This window comes from Methanobacterium lacus (assembly GCF_000191585.1).
Classification (GTDB): Archaea; Methanobacteriota; Methanobacteria; order Methanobacteriales; family Methanobacteriaceae; genus Methanobacterium_B; species Methanobacterium_B lacus.
Genome location: NC_015216.1, coordinates 1 through 22928, shown reverse-complemented (window position 1 = coordinate 22928; position 22928 = coordinate 1). Strand labels below are relative to the sequence as shown.

Sequence of the window (22928 nt, the reverse complement as noted above, 5' to 3'; positions counted from 1 at the left end):
AAAATTCTAAGTTGTTTAGGAAATTAAATCTTTAAACTCTGTTCCATTAAATAGATGAATATCAAAGAGTTTGGACACAAGTTTTAGGAAAACAACACTTTAGAGAATTTATTAAGGAGAATAAAACCATGTCAAATTTATATCTGGTGGGTATTGGCCCGGGATCAGGGAAATATTTAACGAAGGAAGCAGAAGATGTTGTCAACTCTTCAGAAATTGTGATTGGCAGTAAAAGGGCTTTAAAACTATTTCCAGATATGAAGGCAGAAAAAATTGAACTCAACGCCCAAAATATGGGGGAAATGCTTAAACTGGCTGTTTCAAAGGCTGCTGATAATAATAAGGTTGCACTCCTCTCCACAGGTGACCCTGGATTTTCAGGTTTGCTCAAGCCCATCCAGAAAATTAAGGGAAATTTGGACCTTGAAGTTGTTCCAGGAATCAGTTCAATTCAACTTTGCGCATCCAAACTTCAAATACCTTGGGACGAGGCAAATATCATAACAATGCATGGAAAGGGATTTTCATCCAGTCTCTTACCATTACTATCAAATGGTAGACCAACCATTATCCTGCCAAACACCACCATTAATGAAACTGTGAATTATCTGATGGAAAAAGGAATAGAACCAAACAGGGCAGTAGCTGTGTGTGAAAATTTATCCTATGAAAATGAAAAAGTTGTGAAAGCCAAATTAGAGGAACTTCTGGCTGAAAAATTTGGTTACATGTGTGTATTGGTGGTTTACTGAGGTGAATAAAAATTAAAAGTTCAGAACTACTTTTAAAACTAAAAACAGAAATAGAGCCCTACAGGACGTTGATCAAACCTAAAACTGATATAGATGATGAATTACAGGGGGCAATGTCTTCCTACAACGCTGAAAACTTTAGAAGATTAACAGAAACCCATTTTTCGGGAGAAGATGAAGAAATTAACACAAAGGAATTAACTGCCCTTGAAGAATCCATAGATCACTACTTTGAATTGTACGCACCCGACAACATAGAATTTAGAGAGTTCATTAAGATAGTATCTGTCTATCTAACATTCATAGAAAAAAGGCCATTACATCCTCCGGGCATAATATTTTCTGGAGGAGACACTGTATATGAAAACAAGGGAATTTACTACTGTACAGGAAAAAAACAGTTTAAAAACGACGATCATTCACTCTGTAACTTCTGTGTTTGTCATGAAATTTAAATAAGAACTGTAAACTCAGTTAGTCTTGAAAATAAAATTATAAATAAAATTTTTGCAGTGCTAATGGCTGCTTAGCTCTTCATCAGATTCATTCCACGGTGGAGACACTATGCATAGAAATTTAAGATCTTCTTTTCCCGTGTTTTTTATCCACTGATTCTTTTTAGGGGGAATGTAAACTGCCTGGCCTGATTCCACAGTTTCCACCTCGTGGTCAATATGCATCTGACCTTGACCCTCCAGTACGAAGTACACCTCAACAGATTCCCTAAGAATATGGGGCAGTGAAGATTTTCCAGGCTTTAGAACGGCATGTGCAATGCTGAAGTCCAGTTTGACTCCGTCGTTTTTGGGGTGTAACAATTCTGCTAGAACTGTTTCATCGACTGCATTGAAGTAGTTTGAACTTTTTGTGTCCTTGATGAGCATGGTTTTTTTATAAAAAAAAATAGGGGAATTTGATGGTTTCCCTAGTTCATTGGAATGGCCTTAACTCCATCGTCAAGATGATCTCCGTAGAGAATATCTCCAATTTCTGTTAAACGCTCCATTCCTTTAACTTCGTGTTTTTGTAGAGGAATTTCTGCAATAACTTGCTGACCGAATTTTTCCTGTATGGTTTTCAACCTCTGTTCCTGTATCTTCCTTCTTGCAGCACAGAATTCACAGTCAGCTTCTTCAGGCTGGATCTGGTTGACTATAACACCATCAGTTGTCATGTTGTACTTTTTAAGTGCCTGCATAGCACGTTCTGATTCGTATATGGACATTTCTTCAGGTATAACAACGGTTTTGAAGGTTGTTCTCATTGGATCAGCCATAATTCCCCTGGCTTCTTTGATCCGTTTTTTGGTTTCTTCCATATCTTCAAGAGCCTTATCTTCTTCCTCTTCGTCTCCCATGAACGGCATGATATTCTTAAATGCCTTGGCCATGCTTCCAACCTGGCGCCTAATGGTGATCATTTTACCAACCCAAGAATCCATCATTTCAGGCATTGAAAGTAATCTCAGTGTGTGGCCTGTTGGAGCGGTATCGAAGATAACAATATCGTACTCGTCAGTCATCATGTACTGTAAAAATTTGTCAAATGCAGCAGCTTCATCTATACCTGGAGCCATTGAAGCCATATCCATCTGGTCTTGCATCATTCCCATATCCATACCTGGATTTAAGGCTTGTTGTTCCTGCATTTTTGCCTGATAATCTTGCATAGCAATCTCTGGGTCGATTTCAAGGGCTTCAAGATTTTCTGCAATTGGTGTTGGGTTGTGTCCAATGTTCCTTTCATAGGAATCTGAAAGTGAATGTGCTGGATCTGTAGAGATGATAAGGGTGTGTTTTCCCTGTCTAGCAAACCATAATGCTGTAGCAGCGGAAATTGTAGTTTTACCGACTCCACCTTTACCACCTATAAATACAAATGTTGTTTTTCCTTTATTAAACTTAAAAATGTCTTTAAATGCCATGATACTCCTCCAGTTCTGTAACTAAAAATTAGTAAACATTTTTAGTAGTAAGATATGTTGTAGTTAGTTTTAAAGTATTCTATAGTATACATGATCAATCCCATAAAAATATGATCCATTCACTAAGAAATTCATTTAAAAATTATATTAGATTGAAAAACAGAATGAATTGTAGAGTTAAATAACCAAAATATGTAAACAAGGGTTTAAAAATGAAAGAAAAAAGCATCGATATTCCCATGGACGATGGTGAAAAAACCATCAAACAACTATCTGAATTTATCAAAGACAAAGTATCACAGTCCAGAAGTGCAGGGGTAGTGATTGGCCTCAGCGGAGGTATAGATTCTGCTACAACAGCCTACTTGTGTGCAAGGGCACTTGAAAAAGAGCAGATTCTAGGCATAATAATGCCGACTGAGACAACTTCCTACGAGGATATTGACGATGCCGTAACAGTGGCTGAAGAACTGGGAATTGAATACGAAATTATAGCTGTGGATGATCTCATTAGCCCTTTCAATGAGCTCTGCATGCATTCAGTGAGCAACAAACTCAAAAACACTCCGTCAAGGAGTCTTGCAAATGCAAATTTAAAGGCCAGAATCAGGATGATGATCCTATACTACCATGCCAACGATCTTGGAAGGATGGTGGTGGGAACTGGAAACAGAACAGAACTTCTAATTGGCTACTTCACCAAGTATGGTGATGGTGGTGTGGATATTCTTCCAATAGGAAATTTATACAAGACAGAAGTAAGAAGCATTGCCCAAATATTAGGGGTTCCAGAAAACATCATTAAAAAGGCACCAACAGCAGGACTATGGCATGGACAAACAGATGAAGAGGAACTAGGTATCAAATATGAAACACTGGACAAACTCCTTTTCTTGATGGTTGACAAAGGTTTAGATGACCAGAAAATTGCAGAAAATCTGGATATTTCAGTGGAAGAAGTTTTAAGGATAAAAAACAAAGTTCAAAGTTCCAAACATAAATTAGAACCTGCTCCAACACCGGGACCTGATATTGGGAGTTATTAATAATGTACTCCAGTATATACGTCACAACATCAGATATTTCCGAATCAAGAAAAATTGCAAGGGTGCTGGTCCAAGAAAGATTGGCTGCCTGTGTGAACATAGTGCCGGCCATAGAATCCATCTACAGATGGAATGGGGAGATAGAAGAGGATTCAGAATCTCTTATTTTTATTAAAACACGGAGTGACCTGGTGGAAAATGTGATTAAGAGGGTAGAAGAAATTCACAGTTATGATACGCCATGTGTACTGGAGTTATCAATTAAAAGGGGTTCTAAAAAATATTTTAAATGGCTGGATACAGAAGTAGATAAAGTGATTTAAATGAACTGTAGTTTACATATTATTTGTTGAGAATTAATATGTTATGAAATTCAATTCATTATAAAAATTCAAACAATTAAAGATCATAAATAATTGATTTTAAATTCACGGTAGAATTTTAATTGAAATTTAAGTTTTATTCTGGGGATGATCAGTTGACCGACATTAAAATTGAAGAGAAATGGCAGAGGGTTTGGCAAGAATCCAACTTATTCCAGTCAGATCCCAACAACAAAAAGAAAGTATACGTAACAGTTGCATATCCGTATCCAAGCGGTGCAATGCATGTGGGCCATGGAAGGACCTACACAGTACCAGATGTATATGCACGTTTTAAGAGAATGCAGGGATATAATGTCCTGTTTCCGATGGGATGGCATGTTACAGGAGCTCCTGTGGTAGGTATTGCCAAGCGTATACAGAGACAGGATCCATGGACCATTGATATTTATAAGAACATACACAAGGTTCCTGAATCAGAACTCGCAAAGTTCACTGATCCAGAGTACATCGTGAAGTACTTCGGTGAAGAGTACCACGATGTCATGACAAGGATGGGTTACTCCATAGACTGGAGAAGAGAGTTCAAAACATTAGATCCACACTATCAAAAATTTATAGAGTGGCAGTTTAGAAAATTGAAGAATATGGGCCTGGTGGGTATTGGAGAACATCCAGTGAAGTACTGTCCGGAAGATCAGAACCCTGTTGGTGACCACGATCTACTGGAGGGTGAAGGAGTTGGAATAAACGAACTTACCCTGATCAAATTTGAACTGGATGGAAATTATCTTGTTGCAGCAACATTCAGACCAGAAACTCTGTTTGGTGCTACAAATCTATGGTTGAACCCTGATGAAGATTATATCAAGATAAAGATCGGTGATGAAAAATGGATCATTGCCAAGGATGCTTACGATAATCTAACTAATCAAAAGAAGAACATAGAAATCGAGGGAGATATTGATACCAACGAACTGGTGGGAAAATATGTTAAAAATCCACTCACAGGAATTGAACACATAGTACTCCCAGCATCCTTTGTAGATCCAGAGTATGGGACCGGAGTGGTTTACTCCGTACCTGGCCATGCTCCAGCAGATTTAATAGCACTTCAAGACCTCAAAAAGAACAATGAGCTACTAGAGAAATTTGGTCTTGTTGAAAAAATCGAGACCATACAACCGGTGGGAATAATCAAACTAAAGGGTTATGGGGAGATACCTGCCCAGGACATGCTTGACAAGTTCGATGTAAAACATCAAAACGATCCTAATCTCAAGGAAGCAACCAATGAAATATACAAGTTGGAACATGCAAAGGGGGTTATGGATGAGAAAACTGGGGATTACAACGGATACAAAGTTGTGGATGCTCGGGATGAAATTATACAACTTCTCCTGAAAGATAAGCTTGGAGATATACTGTTTGAATTCGCAGAAAGACCAGTTATTTGCCGTTGTGGTACAAAATGTGTGGTTAAAATCCTGGAAGATCAATGGTTCCTCAAGTATTCAGACGAAGAATGGAAAGAGTTAACCTATCAGTGCCTCGAGAGCATGAACATAATACCTGAAGAAATCAGGGCCAACTTCAAATATTACATAGGATGGTTGCAGGATTGGGCTTGTTCACGTAGAATTGGGCTTGGAACTAAATTACCATGGAACACTGACTGGTTGATAGAGCCTTTAAGTGATTCAACCATATATATGGCCTACTACACCATTGCAAAGTACATGAATTCAATAGATCCAGAAGATCTCAACGATGAATTCTTTGACGAAGTATTTTTAGATATTAAATCCGATAAATCATCAGTTAAGATAGATAGTGAACTTACAAAGCAGATGAGGGATGAATTCAACTACTGGTATCCTCTGGACTGGAGGTTATCTGCCAAGGATCTGGTTGGTAACCATCTTTCATTCCACATGTTCCATCATTCAGCAATATTTCCAAGGGATAAATGGCCTCAAGGAATAGTTGTGTTTGGAATGGGACTTTTAGAGGGAAATAAGATGTCTTCTTCCAAGGGAAACATCATAATGTTGGAGGACGCAATCAACACCTACGGTTCTGATGTTATCCGACTATTTTTAATGTCCTCTGCAGAGCCTTGGCAGGATTTCGACTGGAGAGAAAATGAGGTAAGGGGAATCAGCAAACGTATGGAATGGTTCTTTGAATTTGCCCGTCGTGTGGAAAAAATCTACGGTTCTCAAATACTCATCATGGATCACCTAAACCCTCCATCTGTTGAACAGCCAATAAGCAAATGGATGCTTGCACAAGTGAACATGCGAATAAATGATGCAACAGAAGCATTAGAAGGATTCCAAACAAGAAAAGCACTACAAGATGCATTTTTCTTGTTTAAAAAGGATATAGATCATTTGTTCTATAGAATAGAGCACCAAAGTGAAGATGAAGAAGCAATGAACGAAATTGCAGAAGTTCTGGTGTACATTTTGGGAGTGTGGATCAGGCTCATGGTTCCATTCGTACCCCATGGATGTGAAGAACTATGGAACAAATTTGGAGGAGAAGGTCTGGTATCCACAACACCTTGGCCAGAGTACTTTGCAGAACTCGTGGATGAATCTGTTCAAAAGGGAGAGGAAATAGTTCACGGACTTTCACAGGATATAAATGAAATTAAAAAGGTCATTAATATCAAACCACAAAAGATCCATGTATACGTGGCTCCAGAATGGAAATGGAAGTTATTTGAAATTGCAGACGGTATTGGTAAGCCTGACATAGGAAAAATAATGCAAACAGCTATTAAACAAAATATTCACGACAACAAAAAGGAAATTGCTGAATTTGCAAAGAAAATCGGTAGAGAAATGACAAAGATGAAATATGTGGGCATCATCGATGAATATTCAATATTGAAGGATTCAATTGAATTCCTTTCAGGGGAAGCAGATGCAGAAATAGTTATCTATGATGAACCTAGTTACGACCCTGAAAACAAATCCAGAAATGCCATGCCATACAAACCTGCAATATTCATAGAAGGATGAAATTAATCCCTTCTATTTTTTTTATTTTTAAAAGAGAACTGATTCGATCTTATTCAGATTTTAAATAATTTTTTAAGGTACCAATACCTTCAATTTCAATTTCTACTGTATCTCCTATGTGCATTGGCCCTACACCTGGAGGCGTTCCTGTTGAAATTATATCTCCGGGCAGTAGTGTCATGATGCTTGATATAAATTCCACCAGTTCGTTGACATTAAAGATCATGTTTTTAGTATTGGAATTCTGCTTGATCTCGTTGTTAAGTTTTAAAGAAATATTCAAATTCATGGGATCCACTTCAGTCTCTATACATGGTCCAATGGGTGCAAATGTGTCAAAACTTTTTGCACGAGTCCACTGAACATCCTTCCTTTGTTTGTCCCTTGCTGTGACATCGTTAACAACTGTGAAGCCTCCAATGAATTCTTGTGCATTTTTTCTATTCACTCTATGGGCTTCTTTGGATATGACAATTCCAAGTTCTGATTCGTAGTCCACTTGTGTGGAAGTTTTGGGATATATTATGGGGTCTAAGTGCCCAATTACGGTTGTTGAAGGTTTTATAAAGATTATGGGTTCTGTTGGAAGTTCCATATCCAATTCCTTTGCATGATCCTGGTAGTTTAAACCCACACAAACGATCTTTGAAGGTCTAATTGGGGGTTTAATTTCCAACTCAGAAATATCATGGGTTTTCACTCGTTTAATTGTATTGATATCTTGGCAGTTTAGTGCTTGGATCATTGAACAATCAATTTCAATCAATTCTTCATCTGAAACGATCCCCACCTTTTCAGTGCCCTTGGATTCAAAACCCATCAATTTCATAGACAAATCTCCTATATAATTCTTTCAATTGGCACTACGAGAATGTCCCTAGCCCCAATTTTTTTCAAACGATTAACCAGGTTGAAAACATCCTTTTCATCCACAACTGCATGAACAGCCACAACATCTTTACTTGATAAAACACTCGAAACTGTTGGTCCTGTGAGTCCGGGCATGGCCTTTTTCACATCCTCAAGGAAACTCTCCTCAACATTCATCATAACGAGTTTTTTACCTTCAGCATCTAAAACTCCCTTAATTCCAGTTCTTATGGCTTCAATTTTTTCATTATTAACATTGAAACTTTTCTTATTGGCTATAAGTTTAATGGAACTTTCTAGGACGGTGTCTATAATTTTAAGATGGTTCATTTTGAGGGTGGTGCCTGTGCTAGTCAGATCTGTTATTATGTCTGCAACCCCAATAAATGGAGCAATCTCTGTTGAACCACTTAACTCTATAATTTTAGCATTAATTCCTTTAGATTTAAGATATTTGCTGGTTAAATTTGGAAATTCAGTTGCAACCACAGAACCATCTGAAATATCAGTTGTAGACACAATATCAGATTCTTCTGGAACTGCTAATACCAGTTTAGCACTTCCGAAATTTAGGTCTTCAAGTATCTCCACATCTGCGTTGTTCTCTTTTATCAGATCAAGTCCTGTCATTCCAATATCTGCTGCACCGTCTGCAACAAATTCAGGAATATCTGCAGCCCTTGTGAACATAACACTAATTTCTTTGTCGTAAGTTTCTGAAAAAAGCTTTCTGTTGGCAGTATCTTTTATTCCTATTCCTGCCTTGGCTAAAAGTTTGACAGCAGGATCACTTATCCTTCCCTTGGAAGGTACGGCTATTCTGATTTGCATTTAAGTCCTCCTATCTAAATCCATGATCATAATTGGTTAATTTGAAACATGCTAAAATTTGAACTGTTAGGTATTTATGTTCTTCCCTCAATTATTTTAAATGGTGTGAACATGGAAACAAAAAACATCCTTATAAAAAATGCAACTTTAATTGCGGATGAAATTAAAAAAAGCTCCATTTTAATAGAAAATGATGAAATAGTGGAAATTTCGAACGATCTTAAATTTAATGATGCAGATGAAGTTATAGATGCCAGTGGAAAACTTGTAATTCCAGGGCTTGTCAATACACACACCCATCTTTCAATGACACTCATGAGGGGTCTTGCAGATGACATGCCCCTTGATACTTGGCTAAACGATCATATATGGCCTGCAGAGGCTGAATTAAACGGCGATTATTGTTATGCAGGTGCACTTTTAGCATGTGCAGAGATGATCAAATCTGGTACAACCTGTTTCAACGACATGTACTTCTTCATGGACCACGTTGCTAAGGCAGTAGATGAATCTGGAATGAGGGGAGTTTTATCCCATGGAATGATAGATTTTGGAGATGAAACTAAAAGGAAAAACGAATTCAAGGAAACCAGAAGAATCATAGATAAATGTCACAACAGTGCTGATGGAAGGATAAAGGTTGCATACGGTCCTCACTCTCCATACACCTGTTCTCAAGAACTTCTTGAAGAAGTAAAAAAAGAGGCAAACAAATCCGGTCACAGAATTCACATACACGTATCTGAAACCCAAAAAGAAGTTTCAGACAGTCTGGAATCTAAGGGTAAACGGCCATTTGAATATCTGTCAGAAATAGGATTCCTAGGGGAAGAAGTTACAGCTGCACATGCAGTTTGGCTTTCAGAGGATGAAATTTCCCTTATCAAGAATAGTCAGACTAAAATATCCCACAATCCTTCAAGTAACATGAAACTCGCTTCAGGTATTGCTCCAGTTTCTAAACTACTTGCCGAGGGTGCAAGTGTATCCATAGGAACTGATGGAACTGCTTCCAACAACAACCTGGACATTTTGGAAGAGATGAAGATCACATCACTGCTCCAGAAGGTAAACACTTTGGATCCATCGGTACTTCCTGCTAAAGAAGTGTATGAAATGGCCACGATTAACGGAGCTGCAGCAATTGGGCTTGAAGCCGATATAGGAACCATAGAAGTCGGTAAAAAAGCAGATATGGCTTTATTAGACATTAAAACAATTCGAATGACTCCATTTAGAAATCCAATGTCTCACTTAGTTTACTCTGCTCAGGGTGGAGATGTTGACACGGTGATATGTAATGGTGAAGTGCTTATGGAAAATAAAAAGCTCTTAACCATTGATGAGGCGATGGTAATTGAAATGGCTCAAAATGCAGCTGAAGAAATGTTGACCAAAAAAGCTGACTAATCCTCGAGGAGATAATTTATGGACAGATTAGCACTTTTTGACATTGATAAAACCCTGATAGTTGGCTCAAGCTGCCATTACAACGCACTTAAAAAATCTCTGACCCAAGTGTATGGAGTGGAAAATCCACAGTCCTTGAAAAATATGCAAGGGATGACTGACCTCAAAATAATCTGCACCACATTAAAAAACGAAAATATTGATGTCAATACCATAAAATCCGGTCTTGAAGAGTGCATGATTGTTATGCATGATAACTTCAATGAAGCCCTGAAGATGGGTGATCTCAAAGTGCTTAAAGGAGTTAAACCACTTCTCCAAGATATGCAGGAACACCAAATACCCATGGGACTAGTCACAGGAAATATGGAAGCCATAGCATGGCTTAAATTGGATAAAGTGGGTTTAAAACAATATTTCCAATTTGGAGGATTTGGTGACAGGGTTTTAAAAAGAAGTGGCCTGGTCAAAAAAGCCCTGGAAGCATCTAAAAATATTATAGGAAACATCGATAGGAAACATGTATATCTGATTGGAGATACTCCAAGGGACATTTGGGGAGGTCAAAAACTTAATGTAAACACTCTTGGAGTTGCTACAGGAGATTTCTCTGAGCATGATTTAAGGGCTGCAGGTGCAGATTACGTAGTGAAGGATTTGACTGACAAAGACAGGATACTATCAATAATTTTAGATTAAACGGATATAATCGTATCGATTTATAATTTAAGTAACCATTTTTTTATTTATCCTTAATTTTTTTTTCATTGTTACTGTATTCTGTGTGTTTTGCTTGATCCAATCATATTTTAGTTTAAGATAACATAAAAATAAACATAGTTCAGTAGAGGTGGAAAATTGGATTACTACAACCATGTTATTGAGACTATGAAACGTCCTGAATTGGATGTCTTGGTGGAGAACAGGATTCAACACACAATCAGATATGCATACAAACATTCTCCATTCTACAGAAAATGGTTCGACAGAAACGGCATAAATCCTTCGGATATTCATAGCCACGAAGATTTGAGAGAGCTTCCGCTAATTTCTGGAGGGTTGATCAGGGAAAATCAACCACCAATAACTCCAGGTTTTGAATTTAAATCTATTCCATGGAATGATGTATACACCATCCACGAAACCAGTGGAACCAGCGGAGTTCCAAAATCATTTTTTTTAACTTGGGATGATTGGCAGAGGTATGCAGAAAAATATGCTCGTGCATTTGTTTCTCAAAATTTTGGAGAAGGAGATCGAGTAGTTATATGTGCATCCTACGGGATGAACGTAGGTGCTAATACCATGACATTAGGGGCTCATAAAATAAATATGAGCATAATTCCAGAGGGTAAATGTTCATTTCCCATCAGAATCATCCAGAATTACCAACCAACAGGAATTGTGGGTAGTGTATTTAAACTTCTAAGGCTAGCAAAAAGAATGAAATCTTCAGGTTTAGATCCTAAGGAATCAAGTATAAAAAGACTTATTGCGGGAGGAGAAAGCTTTCCAGAAGAATCAAGAAAATATTTAGAGGAACTTTGGGATGTTCCAGTGTACAACACCTATGGAAGTACTGAGGGCACCATGTGTGGAGAGTGCAGGATGAAATCTGGCCTCCATGTTCCTGAGGATTTGGTACATCTCGATGTATACGATCCACAACTAAAAGACTTTGTGAATGATGGGGAGTGTGGCAGAATAGTTTTAACCACGTTACTACCTGAAGGTGGGAAAACTGGAAATTTACTCATTAACTACGATACAGATGACACCACAACAGTGGTTTCAAGGGAAAAATGTTCGTGCGGCAGGACACACATGAAAATTATGAATCCTCAGAGGGAAGCAGAAACAGTTTATGTGGGGGGTTTCCCATTCAACAAGGTGGATGTGGAACAAGGAGTGTTCCAAAGGGATAACATGGAATATTTAACAGGAGAGTATGAGGCTTTTCTTTATGGGGATGAAGAAGAAACAACTCTAAGGGTGAGTATGGAATGTGAAAATTCTCCAAACTGTGATGTTGGATCAATAGAAAATAATTTCTTGGAAACTTTCCTAAAATTCAAACCTGGTCTACGTCAAGCACACTCAGATGGAACATTCAACATCATCTTCAATTTTACTGAACCCGAAGGTCTTGAATTTTATAAGATAAGTGGCAGACCTAAAAGATTAGTAGACCGCAGATGATTATAAAGGATACTAAAATTTTTTTTATTTTTAGATGTCCAAGATTAAGTCACACAATTAAGATTATTTAATAACTTCAAAATCTTTAACAAAATAGTCAGCACTAAAAATGAAATTTATTGTTGTTAGAACTAAGAATAAACATCCAAATCAAATATTTACAAATCATATTCATGAAATTTAAGGAGAAACTAGTCCATGTTAAACGCCGAAACTTACGAAACTAATAATAAAGGTATTGGGGGCTCAATAAGAAATGAAAGGGAAGATTTTTATGTGGAAGAAATACCATTGAGTCTGCCCAGTGGAAATGGTCCAAACACATGGATTTTCATTGAAAAAATTGGTAGAAACACTTTGGATGTGGTTTTGGATATAGCTAAGGAACTCAAAATCAGCAGAAAAAGAATGGGATTTGCAGGAATGAAGGATAAAACTGCAAGAACACGCCAATGGTTATGTGTTTCAAACAGTAGTGTGGAAGAAATCCAATCGATCACTGACAAATTGTACAATGTGGAAGTACTGGACATCAAACAGAACGAGAAAAAGCTTCGAATAGGGCAATTAGTAGGTAACAAATTCAAAATATTGATCCGAAATACCGATGATCCAGAAAATGATGTTGAAACAGCTCAGGATGTTCTAAAACAACTAATTGAAACAGGGGTACCTAACTATTATGGATGGCAAAGATTTGGAAAGGAAAGATCTAACACCCACGTAGTTGGGGAGTACCTTGTACACAACGATGTTAAAGGTGCGGTTGATGCCTATATTGGAAATCCATACCCTAAAGAAAGGGAGCATATAAAGGAAGCCAGAAGCCTTTACGACGAAGGAAAACTTGAAGAAGCCTACCAAACAATGCCAGGATCCATGCGCTACGAAAAGATGTTGCTAAGGGAACTCCTAAACCTCCAACGTAGAAAAGGCGAATTAACGGAAAAATCGTATATAATTGCGATTGAAAGCTTGCCAAAACCATTAAAACGAATGTTTGTTCATGCATATCAATCATACCTGTTTAACAAGGCTGTAAGCGAAAGAGCAAAGCTGGGACTCAACAAATATGTGGAAGGAGATATTTTAATAGACAATGAAGAGCATTTGGTCCATGAATTTGATGTTGAAACGGTTGAAGACAGAATAAAAAACTTTGAAATACACCCCACATCTCCGCTTTACGGTACAAAGGTGCCATTGGCCGGGGGAGTGGTGGGAAAACTAGAACAACAAGTGATGGATGAGGAAAACATTAAACTTGAAGAGTTTGAATGTCCTAAAACTCCAAGATTGGGAAGTCATGGACTCAGAAGAGCTATGAGATTTAAAATATGGGATGTTTCAGCAGAGATGACTCCTGAAGGAGTATTAACAGAATTTTCAATCCCAAAGGGTTGTTATGCAACTGCAGTTTTAAGGGAAATAATGAAGGAAGATGTGTATTAAACAAGAATGAATAAGGAATATATTAAACTAATTATATTCCTTATTTTTCAAGTTTAAAGATAATTTAAATTTAAATGTCTATTTAACTATTTTTCAGCGTACTTTTCTGGATCTTCTTCGAAGGTTTTTTTACAACCCGGGGCACAGAAGTAATATTTTTTGCCATTGTATTCACTGACCCACTTTGCAGTTTTTTCATCTACATCCATCTTACATATTGGATCTATCGCCATTCAAAATCACTCCTAAACATTTTTTTAGCAATCTTCAATGATATATTTCATAAAATTTATATCTTTTCCAATTTCTTTGCAGGAGGCAAATAACTCTTCAACATCAAGGAAAGGCTTACAACTGTAACAGAACTCAATGCCATGGTAAAACCAGCATATTCTGGTCTAAACAAAATTCCAAAGGGAGCATAGAGTATTCCTGCAGCCACAGGTATTAACACCACGTTGTATGCAAATGCCCAGAACAAATTCTGTTTAACCCTGGAAATTACTTTTTTAGACAGTTGAATCCCTGCAACACTGTCCATGATGTCATCCTTTATCAGTACAATGTCACCACTTTCAATTGCCACATCTGTACCACTTCCCAAGGCTATTCCAACATCGGCCTGTGCCAGTGCAGGAGCATCATTTATACCATCTCCCACGAAGGAAACTGTCTCACCAGCATCTTGCAATCTTTTGACTTCTGCTGATTTGTCTTGGGGTAGGACTTCTGAAATAACATTATAAATTCCCACCTGTGAAGCTATTGCTTTAGCTGTTCTTTCGTTATCTCCCGTGATCATGGTGATTTTGAGGTCCATTTTCTTGAGTTCAGCTATTGCATTTGCGGTGTTTGGTTTTATTGTGTCAGCAATCGCTATCAATCCTGCTAAGACATCATCGATTCCAACTAAAATAACAGTTTTACCATCTTTTTCGATTTTAAATATATTAGCTTCGTTTTCACTGTTAAGTTCAATATTTTTTTCTCTTAGCAAAGATCTGTTTCCTATGATGATATTTTTCGCGTTCACAACTGCTTTGACACCTTTGCCACCAAAACTGTCAAATTCTTCCACTTCTCCCAGTGATAAATTTTCTGCTCTGGCCTTCCTGACTATGGCATCTGCCAAGGGATGTTCTGATCTAGATTCTACAGTTGCAGCGTAGAACAGTAATTCGTTTTTGTCTAATTCAAAGCTAATTATATCTGTAACTTCGGGTTTGCCCCTTGTTAATGTGCCTGTTTTATCGAAAAGTATTGTTGTAAGTTTTTCAGATATTTCCAGTGCATCACCATTTTTAATTAGAATTCCTAGTTCTGCACCTTTTCCGAGTCCTACTGTGATGGCTGTTGGTGTTGCCAGTCCAAGGGCACAGGGACATGCAACAACCAAAATGGATATTAGGACTGTTAAACCGAAGAGCAGAGAACTTCCCAGCAGTAGATACCAGACAATAAACGCCACTATGGCTATGGTTAGAACTGTTGGAATGAAGTAGGTCACAGCTTTATCAGCGATTTTTTGAACTGGTGGTTTGGAACCCTGTGCAGTTTCAACCAGCTTAACAATCTGTGCCAGAACAGTGTCTTTGCCTACTTTAGTTGTTTTAAAATTTAAAGTTCCATTCTTGTTTATTGTCCCGCCCACAATATCTTTACCCTTATTTTTAAGCACAGGAATTGGTTCGCCAGTTATTGCAGATTCGTCAACGTAACTTTCTCCAGAACAAACAACTCCATCGGCAGGTATCTTTTCACCAGGTTTAACAACGACAGTATCGCCTATTTCCACATCTTCAACCGAGATTAAAACTTCTTCACCCTCTCTCATTACTGTGGCTGTTTTTGCCTGCATACCTGCAAGTTTTTTAATGGCAGTTGATGTTCTGCCCTTGGCCCGAGTTTCAAGATAGCGGCCCAACATTAAAAAACCAGCTAACATGAGTGCAGTTTCATAAAACATGAATTCGGGGGTGAGTAAAATACTGAAGGTTCCAAGGACGCTGGAAACATATGCAACTCCGATACCCATGGAATACATAACATCCATATCCAGATTTCCATTTTTAAGGGATCTGTAAGCTGCACTGAATATTGGGTAGCTCACGTAGATGAACGGTAGAATGGATATTATCAGGAACAGATAAGTCATTGGAATTGGAGTGGTGATGTTGCTAAACATCAGTATCATTATGGGAATGGCAAATCCAAATGCCACAATTATTCTGTTCCTCTTACCCTTTAGATCCCTCTCTATTAATTCTTCCTCTAAATTTTGGGTTTCTTCTCCCTCTACTCCAAGATAATCGTAACCAAGATCGACTATGGTATTTTTAAATTCCTTAACACCCACCATGGCAGGATTATAAGTAATATATGCCTTTTCAGATGCAAGATTCACATTGACATCACTCACACCGTCCAACTTGTTCAATCCATCCTCAATGGCTTTAACGCACATTGCACAACTCATACTGCCTACTTTGATGGTAATTTTATCGTTAACAACTTCGTAACCAGCTTCTTCAACGGCTTCTGTTAAATCTGCTAACTGGAGTTTTTTAGGGTCATAATTCACACTGGCCTCTTCTGTTCCAAGATTGACTGTGGCTGTTTCCACACCTTCCAGTTCATTCAAGGATTTTTCAATGTTGAGTGCACAGGATGCACATCCCATTCCAGAAATTTTTATATTCGCATTTTTTTTGGGTTGATTAACCATTTTCTTTTCTTCCAGTAATTTTAATTTCAATTTATTGAATGAATATTTTTGACTATAACACCATCTTTGATTACCATGACTATGTTGTCTGGATTTCCAAGTGTTTTTATATATTCAAGTGGATTCTTTTTGCTTAAGACTACGTCTGCAAGTTTTCCTGCTTCTAAAGTTCCAACTTTACTGTCCAATCTTAAACTTTCTGCTGCTCTTTTGGTCCCAGCGACTATGGCTTCCATTGGATCCATTCCCATGTCGCATAAGTATCCTAATTCCTTCAAATTTTGGCCGTGAGGCACTACTCCTGAATCTGTTCCCATGACAATTTTAACACCTGCTTGATAAGCCCTTCGCATATTGGTTTCATGCACTTTTTCCATTCTTATGGCATCTTCACGACTCCAATCGGGAATTGATGAGGTTTCATCCTCTGCCATTTCTTTGTTTATCTTCATTGCAATGAATGTAGGTACTAAATAGGTGTTATTTTCCAACATGAGTCCAATACTTTCATCATCCAAACAGGTTCCGTGCTCCACAGAATTTACTCCAGCAGTAACAGCATTTATAATGCCTTTGTTTCCATGTGCATGGGCCACAACTTGCAAATCCCTAAATTTGGCTTCTTCAACCATTACCTTTAATTCTTCAAGTGTGAATTGGGGATGTTCTGGTTTGTCATTGGCACTTATGACTCCTCCTGTAACCATTACTTTGATAAATTCTGCACCACTACGCATGACTTCTCGAACTTTTTTTCTCACATTTTCAGGTCCATCTGCTATTCCATCTGGAAGACCGGGATACATGGGTTTGATATCAAAGCCCGAAGTGAGCCAGAAATCAAAGTGACCTCCTGTAATTGTCAGGGGAGCTACAGATATTTGTAGCCTTGGACCCGTGATCAAACCTTTATCAATGGCCATTTTAACTCCCACATCTGCCATTCCAGCATCTCTTGCAGTTGTTATACCTGCAAATATGGTTTTTTTCATGAACTCAATTGCATTGTAAAAGTACAGTGAGTGGGGGGTGTATATGGTGTCTTCTCTTGCGAATCCTTCAGTCATTATGTGCACATGTGCATCAATAAATCCTGGTAGAATGAAGCATTCTTCAGCATCTATGATCTTCAGATCAGTTTTCGGAATTTCAATGGCTTTTTCAGAGCCTGCAGCAATAATTATATTGTTTTTTATTAAAACTGCAGCATTTTTTATGGGTTTTCCCCCGTTACCATTTATCAGGGTTCCATTTCTTATGAGGGTGTACGACATTTGGAGACCTTCCATAGCTTAAGGATTTTTAACAATTGTTAATATGTATATTGTTTTCATATTATCTAATAAGTTCTTTAAGATTTGAAAATTTATCGATGATCTATTGAAAAGCAATTTTTTAATGGAAATGTTTAATAAATTTGTTAGAATAATTTGATTGGTGATGGTTTGGTTGAATTTAAAGAATTTGGTTGTGGGCTGTTTCTTGCCATTGTGATGGTTGTGTTGTTGGGGCTTTTAATTGGTACTTATGGAACATATTTGGGAATGGGAATAGCAGGATTTGTAACAGGGTTAATAAGTGGCAGTGAAATCATGGATGGATTATTCAATGGAATTTTTGTCGGTATGGGCACGGGTTTAATTTTATCCATCTTTGCATTGATCCTAGCAATGATCTATGGAGTTACAGCAGGGCTTGGAGCAGGTTTACTGGCAGGAAATATTGGTTACGGTGCTGAAATATATTTAATAGTTGTTTATATCATTCTTGCTTCGGTTGGTTCGCTGGGAGGATCTTTAACTCTCAAATTAATTCGAAGTTAATTAATATAAAAAAATTACTTTTTTTGTAAATTTATGGATGTGTAACTGTTCAAATATTTGTTAAAGTTTTAATTATTTTACAAAAATATTATTAGTACATGAAATTTATATTTAAATAACATAGGAATGTCATTAAACTGATGTATAAGCCATCCAATCAATTATATTTATACTAATCGAATCGTAACGGAGGAAACATATGATTAACTGGGGAGCTGTAATACTAGGATTTATCCTTTCAATAATTTTAGGGGGTATATTTGCTGTAATAGTGCCAATATGGGGCGGAATACTTGGATTACTCCTTGCTGGGATGGCTGTGGGATACATGGTTGGTGGAGATGCCATGAACGGCGCGACCAACGGAGCTCTTGCAGGCATATTTGGGGCCATAGTACTTTCTTTGCTCCTTCTTATAGCTGGAACATTAATTTTAGGAATAATAGGTTTTGCTGCAGCATCCATAACTTCATTATTTATTCTGGCAGGTTTTGTTGGGGTTATGATAATAATGGCTGTTGGAGGAATAATAGGGGCCTTAATAAAAGATGAACCTGAAGTAGTCGGATAAAAGTTTATAATAGTTTTTAATTTATACAAACATAATACACTTAGAGTTTAAGAGGGAGTTTAATATGATAAATCAAAAATCAGTTTTAATAGGTACTTTAGTATCGCTAATCCTACTGGCTTTATTGTCATTAGTTTTAGGATTGCTTGGTTTCTATATTGCAGTTTTCGTTGGTGCAGTGATAACAACGTACCTAGCAAGTGGTAAGGAACAATTAAAAGTAATTGAATCTGGGCTTCATGGAATCATAGTTGGTATTTTCACAGGTGTTATTTACATACTATTTGTGTATGCTTACTCAGGGTTTTCAAAGATAGTTGCAGGAATATTGATCTACGCTGCACTGGTGTTAATTGGAGGATTCATAATAGTTGGTGCTCTTGGTGGAATCATCGGGTTACTAATAAGCGTAAAAACAGGACACATGGGAGTATATGAAGGCGAAATAGAAGAATCAACCGAACCAACAAAGCCAAACGATGAAATAGAAAGCAGTGAAAAAAATGACTGATTGGAAATCTGTTGGAATAGGTGCACTGGCCAATGTGGTGCTAACCATGATATTGACCATAGTTCTCTTTCCCCTATTTTTCCTGGGGCCTGTTATTGGAGGTTTATTAACAGCCTACCTATCAAACGAAAGATTATCTCAACGAACCCCTGCATCAGATGCCGGGGATGGTGCTTTATCTGGCGTGATAGGCGGTCTTCTAATAGGGGCCATATTTATATTGGGGTTCAGTGTTTTAAGCACAGTAATTGGGCTGGTTTTCACACAGATAGGAGCAGTTCTAGGTACAATCACTCTGATCACAGGATTGTTTTTCACACTCATAACAATAATCCTTGGCGGAGTTTTAGGTGCTATGGGCGGAGTTATAGGCTATTCAATGAGAGAAAAGGAATATGTTCAAGTTAAGGTTAACTAAAAGTTAAACCTAAATTTTTACTTTTTTAATTTAATTAAATTATCTTCAAGTAACCTTCATCTGCATTAACTTCAACAACTTGACCATCATGGAGTAAATCGAATATATCAATCTCAGGACGATCAACCATGGGAATTCCTGCCATTATGGCTCCTGTTGCAATGATAGGTTCTCCTTCAATAGCTACAACTGCTAAAGGTGCTGTTGAATTTTTTGCCATTTGGTAGAGTACATACGATCCCACAGTAGATCCTTTACCTGAGGGCATCACAAGTATTTTATTTTTAATATTTTTACCAAAGAGCTCGTGTTTTGAGTCGATTATCTCCCCTGTATCTGGATTGACTCCTCCAAGAAAACTCAAAGAATCCCTGGTTATTATGACTTCTCCAGATGTAATGCCTTTAGAAATTTTTCTGCAATTAATTATTTTTGGATCCATGCTAATAGTTCATGTTTCAAGTTATAAAAATATATTTCAAAAAAAAAATTTGAGTAAAAATTAATATTACTCAATTTCCAGTTTAATTCCGCCAATTTTAGGTCTTAAATAGTTGTATGCGTAAGCCATTACTGCATAGAGAATGAAACTCACAACTAATGTTGTAACAACTTGAATAACTAGTCCAATTAATGCTCCCACAGCTGAAGATCCTATTGCAATGGATACTATCAGATCAATAATGCCTAAAATAAGTTGAATAACCGTTAAAACTAGGGTTATTATCAGAGCAAATTTAACAACAGGTATTGATTCAATTTCAAAGAACTTGCCTGATGCAGTGCTGAAGTTCAGTTCAACACCACCAATTTTAGGGGCCAGTAAATTATAGATTATGACAGCTATTGCTGTGGCAATAAAAATTCCCACGAAAGCTACAATTGGGATTCCCACGATCAATATGATCATCCACAACAATCCAAAGGATCCTATACTTGACAATCCTGGAACGCCTGCTGCTCCTGCCAGTGCTGCACTTTGAATTCCAAATGCAAATAGCGGACCAATGATCAGCATCATTAAGAAGGTTAGAATTCCACCAATTGACGCACTCATCAATGCAAAGGGAACTACAGGGACAGTTTGTATCTGTTTAAGGTCTTCAAAACCTAACTGGATAGCTCCTAATCTTGGAACAAGTTGGTTGTAAAGGAGTGCTACTAAAAACGATTCAAGAACACTGACCAAAAACATCATAGTTGGAAAGGCCAATATGGACCCTATTACTATGGTAGCTATCATTCCTGCCGTGATACCGGGGAGTGAACTTCCAACTGATACTCCGAATATTATGGCAAACACAATACCATATATCAATCCTATAACTGCCGTAATAGACGAATTCATAAGGGTGAATGGCACGATCTTTACGGACTTAATATCTTTAATTTCAATCACTATTACACCTCCAATTGTATAATTTTTGCATTTGGAGGGGTTAATGTTTTTGCATAAAATAAATCGTTAAAAAATAAATTCATCTATTTTGAAGATAAAATACATTTTTTAAATCATTAAAAAATCGTTGGAAGTTCTAGTTAAACTAAAAAATATTTCAAAAAAAAAATTTATCAGTAATTGTTCATTGTAATGGCGGTTTTTAGTAGGTGGTGGAAAAAAATTTGAAATGGTTTAGATATTAGAACCAGTTTTTGGATGCCACAAGCACCTCGTTAACCATTTCAACAGAGGATCCTATGTACGTGTGGGGATCCATAATTAACTCAATATCAGAACTTGACAGATAAGCTTTTATTTCGTCATTAGATTCAATAACTTGCTTTAAACCAGTGTCAAGATCGTAAGCTTCCAACGAACACTTTCTAACAAGGGAGTAAGCTGTTTGTTTACCCATTCCTTTCCTGGTTAATTCTGCCATAACACGTTCTGCCATGATCAATCCATTACTCAAGTTAAGATTTTTCTCAATGTTTTCAGGCTTGAAAACCAAGTTACTGAAAAGTCGAATACTGAGTTTAATCATGTAATCTGTTAACATGCATGATTCTGGAAGAATAATTCTTTCACAAGAGGAGTTGGTAAGATCCCTTTCATGCCAAAGTGGGTTGTTCTGCAAGGCAGGTGCAACATATGCCCTCACTACCCTTGAAATTCCGCAGATTCTTTCAGCTGTAATTGGGTTCATTTTATGGGGCATGGTACTGGATCCAACCTGTTTAGATGGATCAAAACTTTCTCCCAATTCGTTTATCTCTGTTCTCTGAAGGTTTCTCACTTCTAATGCCATCTTTTCAAGGGTGCTTGCAATGTTTGCAAGGTCCATTATGAACTCTGCATGTGCATCCCTTTGAATAACCTGGCTGGATATCATGACGGGTTTAAGATCTAAAATTTTGGAAACTTTCTTATGAATGTCCAATCCTTCCTTTCCAAGGGCGGCAGTAGTTCCAACAGCTCCAGTCACCATTCCCACGCAAAGTCTTTCTTCACACTCATCAAGTCTGTTGAGTTGTCTGTGTAATTCATCTGCCCATATTGCGAATTTCATTCCATAGGTTGTTGGAAGTGCGTGTTGTCCATGGGTTCTTCCTATGCACACATTTGTCTTGTTTTCATCTGCAAGTCTTAGCACGATCTTTGTGAGTTCAGTTAGCCTAGTTTTTAGGACTTTCAGAGTTTCCTTAAATAAGAGTGCTTGGGAAGTGTCTATGATGTCGTTTGATGTTGCACCAAAATGTACGTACTCTCCTGCACCATCATTACAAACTTCTGCAAGGGCCTTGACAATTGAGGCTATATCGTGGTTGGTTTCTGCCTCAATTTCTGATACCCTCTTTGAAGTGACAAATTTAGTACTGGCTTTGGATTTTATTTCTAAAGCTGCATTTTTGGGGATAATATCCAGATCTGCTTCCGCTTCGGCAAGGGCAGCTTCTACTTCAAGCATTTTTTGAAGTTTGTTATCTGTTTCCCAGATCTCTCTCATCTCTTCTGTTCCATATCTAAATTCTATTGGGTGGATAGCCATGTTAATTAACTCCGTAAAAATATTCTAAAATTCAATAATCAATTCGATAAC

The 22928-nt window shown here is 37.5% G+C and carries 23 protein-coding genes; 13 read left to right on the top strand and 10 right to left on the bottom strand.

The annotated features are described in order from the left end of the window. Positions 1-128: 128 nt before the first annotated feature. A complete protein-coding gene (cbiE, locus tag METBO_RS00110; protein WP_013643627.1) occupies positions 129-752 on the top strand; it encodes a precorrin-6y C5,15-methyltransferase (decarboxylating) subunit CbiE in 624 nt (207 codons plus the stop codon). Between the two features lie 68 nt (positions 753-820). After that, positions 821-1207 (top strand): DUF2115 family protein, encoded by a 387-nt coding sequence (locus METBO_RS12910; protein ID WP_013643626.1) that lies wholly within the window; start codon positions 821-823, stop codon positions 1205-1207. A gap of 60 nt (positions 1208-1267) precedes the next feature. Here the strand turns inward: METBO_RS12910 and METBO_RS00100 are convergent, their stop codons facing one another. Together METBO_RS00100 and METBO_RS00095 are read right to left on the bottom strand one after the other, a co-directional pair. Beyond that, on the bottom strand, positions 1268-1636 hold the full coding sequence (locus tag METBO_RS00100) for a cupin domain-containing protein (RefSeq protein WP_013643625.1): 369 nt from the start codon (positions 1634-1636) through the stop codon (positions 1268-1270). Between the two features lie 41 nt (positions 1637-1677). After that, complete coding sequence (locus tag METBO_RS00095) at positions 1678-2676, bottom strand: TRC40/GET3/ArsA family transport-energizing ATPase (RefSeq protein ID WP_013643624.1); 999 nt, start codon at positions 2674-2676, stop codon at positions 1678-1680. A gap of 212 nt (positions 2677-2888) precedes the next feature. Here METBO_RS00095 and METBO_RS00090 point away from each other — a divergent pair, with 212 nt between their 5' ends. From METBO_RS00090 to leuS, 3 genes are all read left to right on the top strand, one after another. Continuing rightward, positions 2889-3722: an NAD+ synthase gene (locus tag METBO_RS00090; protein ID WP_013643623.1), complete on the top strand. Its 834-nt coding sequence runs from the start codon at positions 2889-2891 to the stop codon at positions 3720-3722. Between the two features lie 2 nt (positions 3723-3724). Next, positions 3725-4045 carry a divalent-cation tolerance protein CutA gene (gene cutA, locus METBO_RS00085; RefSeq protein ID WP_013643622.1) on the top strand — a complete coding sequence of 107 codons (321 nt, stop codon included), beginning with the start codon at positions 3725-3727 and terminating at the stop codon, positions 4043-4045. A gap of 155 nt (positions 4046-4200) precedes the next feature. After that, on the top strand, positions 4201-7077 hold the full coding sequence (gene leuS / locus METBO_RS00080; RefSeq protein ID WP_013643621.1) for a leucine--tRNA ligase: 2877 nt from the start codon (positions 4201-4203) through the stop codon (positions 7075-7077). Between the two features lie 49 nt (positions 7078-7126). Here leuS and METBO_RS00075 read toward each other — a convergent pair whose 3' ends face one another. After that, a complete protein-coding gene (locus METBO_RS00075) occupies positions 7127-7906 on the bottom strand; it encodes a fumarylacetoacetate hydrolase family protein (protein WP_013643620.1) in 780 nt (259 codons plus the stop codon). Positions 7907-7917: 11 nt separating this feature from the next. Beyond that, positions 7918-8778, bottom strand: a complete 861-nt coding sequence (gene hisG, locus METBO_RS00070) for an ATP phosphoribosyltransferase (RefSeq protein WP_013643619.1) — start codon at positions 8776-8778, stop codon at positions 7918-7920. A gap of 111 nt (positions 8779-8889) precedes the next feature. On the opposite strand from hisG, the gene METBO_RS00065 reads away from it, so the two are divergent. From METBO_RS00065 to truD, 4 genes are all read left to right on the top strand, one after another. Further along, positions 8890-10188, top strand: coding sequence for an amidohydrolase family protein (locus METBO_RS00065; RefSeq protein WP_013643618.1), 1299 nt, complete (start codon positions 8890-8892; stop codon positions 10186-10188). 18 nt (positions 10189-10206) lie between these two features. Then, on the top strand, positions 10207-10887 hold the full coding sequence (locus METBO_RS00060; protein WP_013643617.1) for an HAD family hydrolase: 681 nt from the start codon (positions 10207-10209) through the stop codon (positions 10885-10887). A 159-nt stretch (positions 10888-11046) separates the two neighbouring features. Further along, positions 11047-12387, top strand: a complete 1341-nt coding sequence (gene ftsA, locus METBO_RS00055; RefSeq protein ID WP_013643616.1) for a coenzyme F390 synthetase — start codon at positions 11047-11049, stop codon at positions 12385-12387. A gap of 198 nt (positions 12388-12585) precedes the next feature. Next, positions 12586-13839, top strand: a complete 1254-nt coding sequence (truD, locus tag METBO_RS00050; RefSeq protein WP_013643615.1) for a tRNA pseudouridine(13) synthase TruD — start codon at positions 12586-12588, stop codon at positions 13837-13839. An 86-nt stretch (positions 13840-13925) separates the two neighbouring features. On the opposite strand, the gene METBO_RS13150 is transcribed toward truD, so the two are convergent. From METBO_RS13150 to METBO_RS00040, 3 genes are read right to left on the bottom strand one after another with little or no spacing between them, the layout of a single operon-like run. Then, the gene (locus tag METBO_RS13150; RefSeq protein ID WP_013643614.1) at positions 13926-14072 is read right to left on the bottom strand and encodes a YHS domain-containing protein; all 147 of its coding nucleotides are present in this window, start codon (positions 14070-14072) and stop codon (positions 13926-13928) included. 56 nt (positions 14073-14128) lie between these two features. Further along, positions 14129-16564 (bottom strand): heavy metal translocating P-type ATPase, encoded by a 2436-nt coding sequence (locus METBO_RS00045; RefSeq protein ID WP_013643613.1) that lies wholly within the window; start codon positions 16562-16564, stop codon positions 14129-14131. Positions 16565-16590: 26 nt separating this feature from the next. Further along, on the bottom strand, positions 16591-17838 hold the full coding sequence (locus METBO_RS00040) for a metal-dependent hydrolase family protein (RefSeq protein WP_013643612.1): 1248 nt from the start codon (positions 17836-17838) through the stop codon (positions 16591-16593). A gap of 171 nt (positions 17839-18009) precedes the next feature. Between METBO_RS00040 and METBO_RS00035 the strand changes: the two genes are divergently transcribed. The 4 genes from METBO_RS00035 (at position 18010) to METBO_RS00020 (ending at position 19887) form a co-directional block, all read left to right on the top strand. Continuing rightward, positions 18010-18387, top strand: coding sequence for a hypothetical protein (locus METBO_RS00035; protein WP_048186286.1), 378 nt, complete (start codon positions 18010-18012; stop codon positions 18385-18387). Positions 18388-18586: 199 nt separating this feature from the next. Then, positions 18587-18958, top strand: a complete 372-nt coding sequence (locus METBO_RS00030; RefSeq protein WP_013643610.1) for a DUF5518 domain-containing protein — start codon at positions 18587-18589, stop codon at positions 18956-18958. 64 nt (positions 18959-19022) lie between these two features. Further along, a complete protein-coding gene (locus METBO_RS00025) occupies positions 19023-19469 on the top strand; it encodes a YrzE family protein (protein ID WP_013643609.1) in 447 nt (148 codons plus the stop codon). Continuing rightward, positions 19462-19887, top strand: a complete 426-nt coding sequence (locus METBO_RS00020; RefSeq protein ID WP_013643608.1) for a DUF5518 domain-containing protein — start codon at positions 19462-19464, stop codon at positions 19885-19887. The genes METBO_RS00025 and METBO_RS00020 overlap by 8 nt, the downstream gene beginning before the upstream one ends. A 34-nt stretch (positions 19888-19921) precedes the next feature. Here METBO_RS00020 and METBO_RS00015 read toward each other — a convergent pair whose 3' ends face one another. From METBO_RS00015 to purB, 3 genes are all read right to left on the bottom strand, one after another. Continuing rightward, the gene (locus tag METBO_RS00015) at positions 19922-20329 is read right to left on the bottom strand and encodes a DUF126 domain-containing protein (protein ID WP_013643607.1); all 408 of its coding nucleotides are present in this window, start codon (positions 20327-20329) and stop codon (positions 19922-19924) included. Positions 20330-20395: 66 nt separating this feature from the next. Further along, positions 20396-21286, bottom strand: coding sequence for a hypothetical protein (locus METBO_RS00010; protein ID WP_013643606.1), 891 nt, complete (start codon positions 21284-21286; stop codon positions 20396-20398). 241 nt (positions 21287-21527) lie between these two features. Then, the gene (gene purB, locus METBO_RS00005) at positions 21528-22877 is read right to left on the bottom strand and encodes an adenylosuccinate lyase (protein ID WP_013643605.1); all 1350 of its coding nucleotides are present in this window, start codon (positions 22875-22877) and stop codon (positions 21528-21530) included. Positions 22878-22928: the final 51 nt, after the last annotated feature.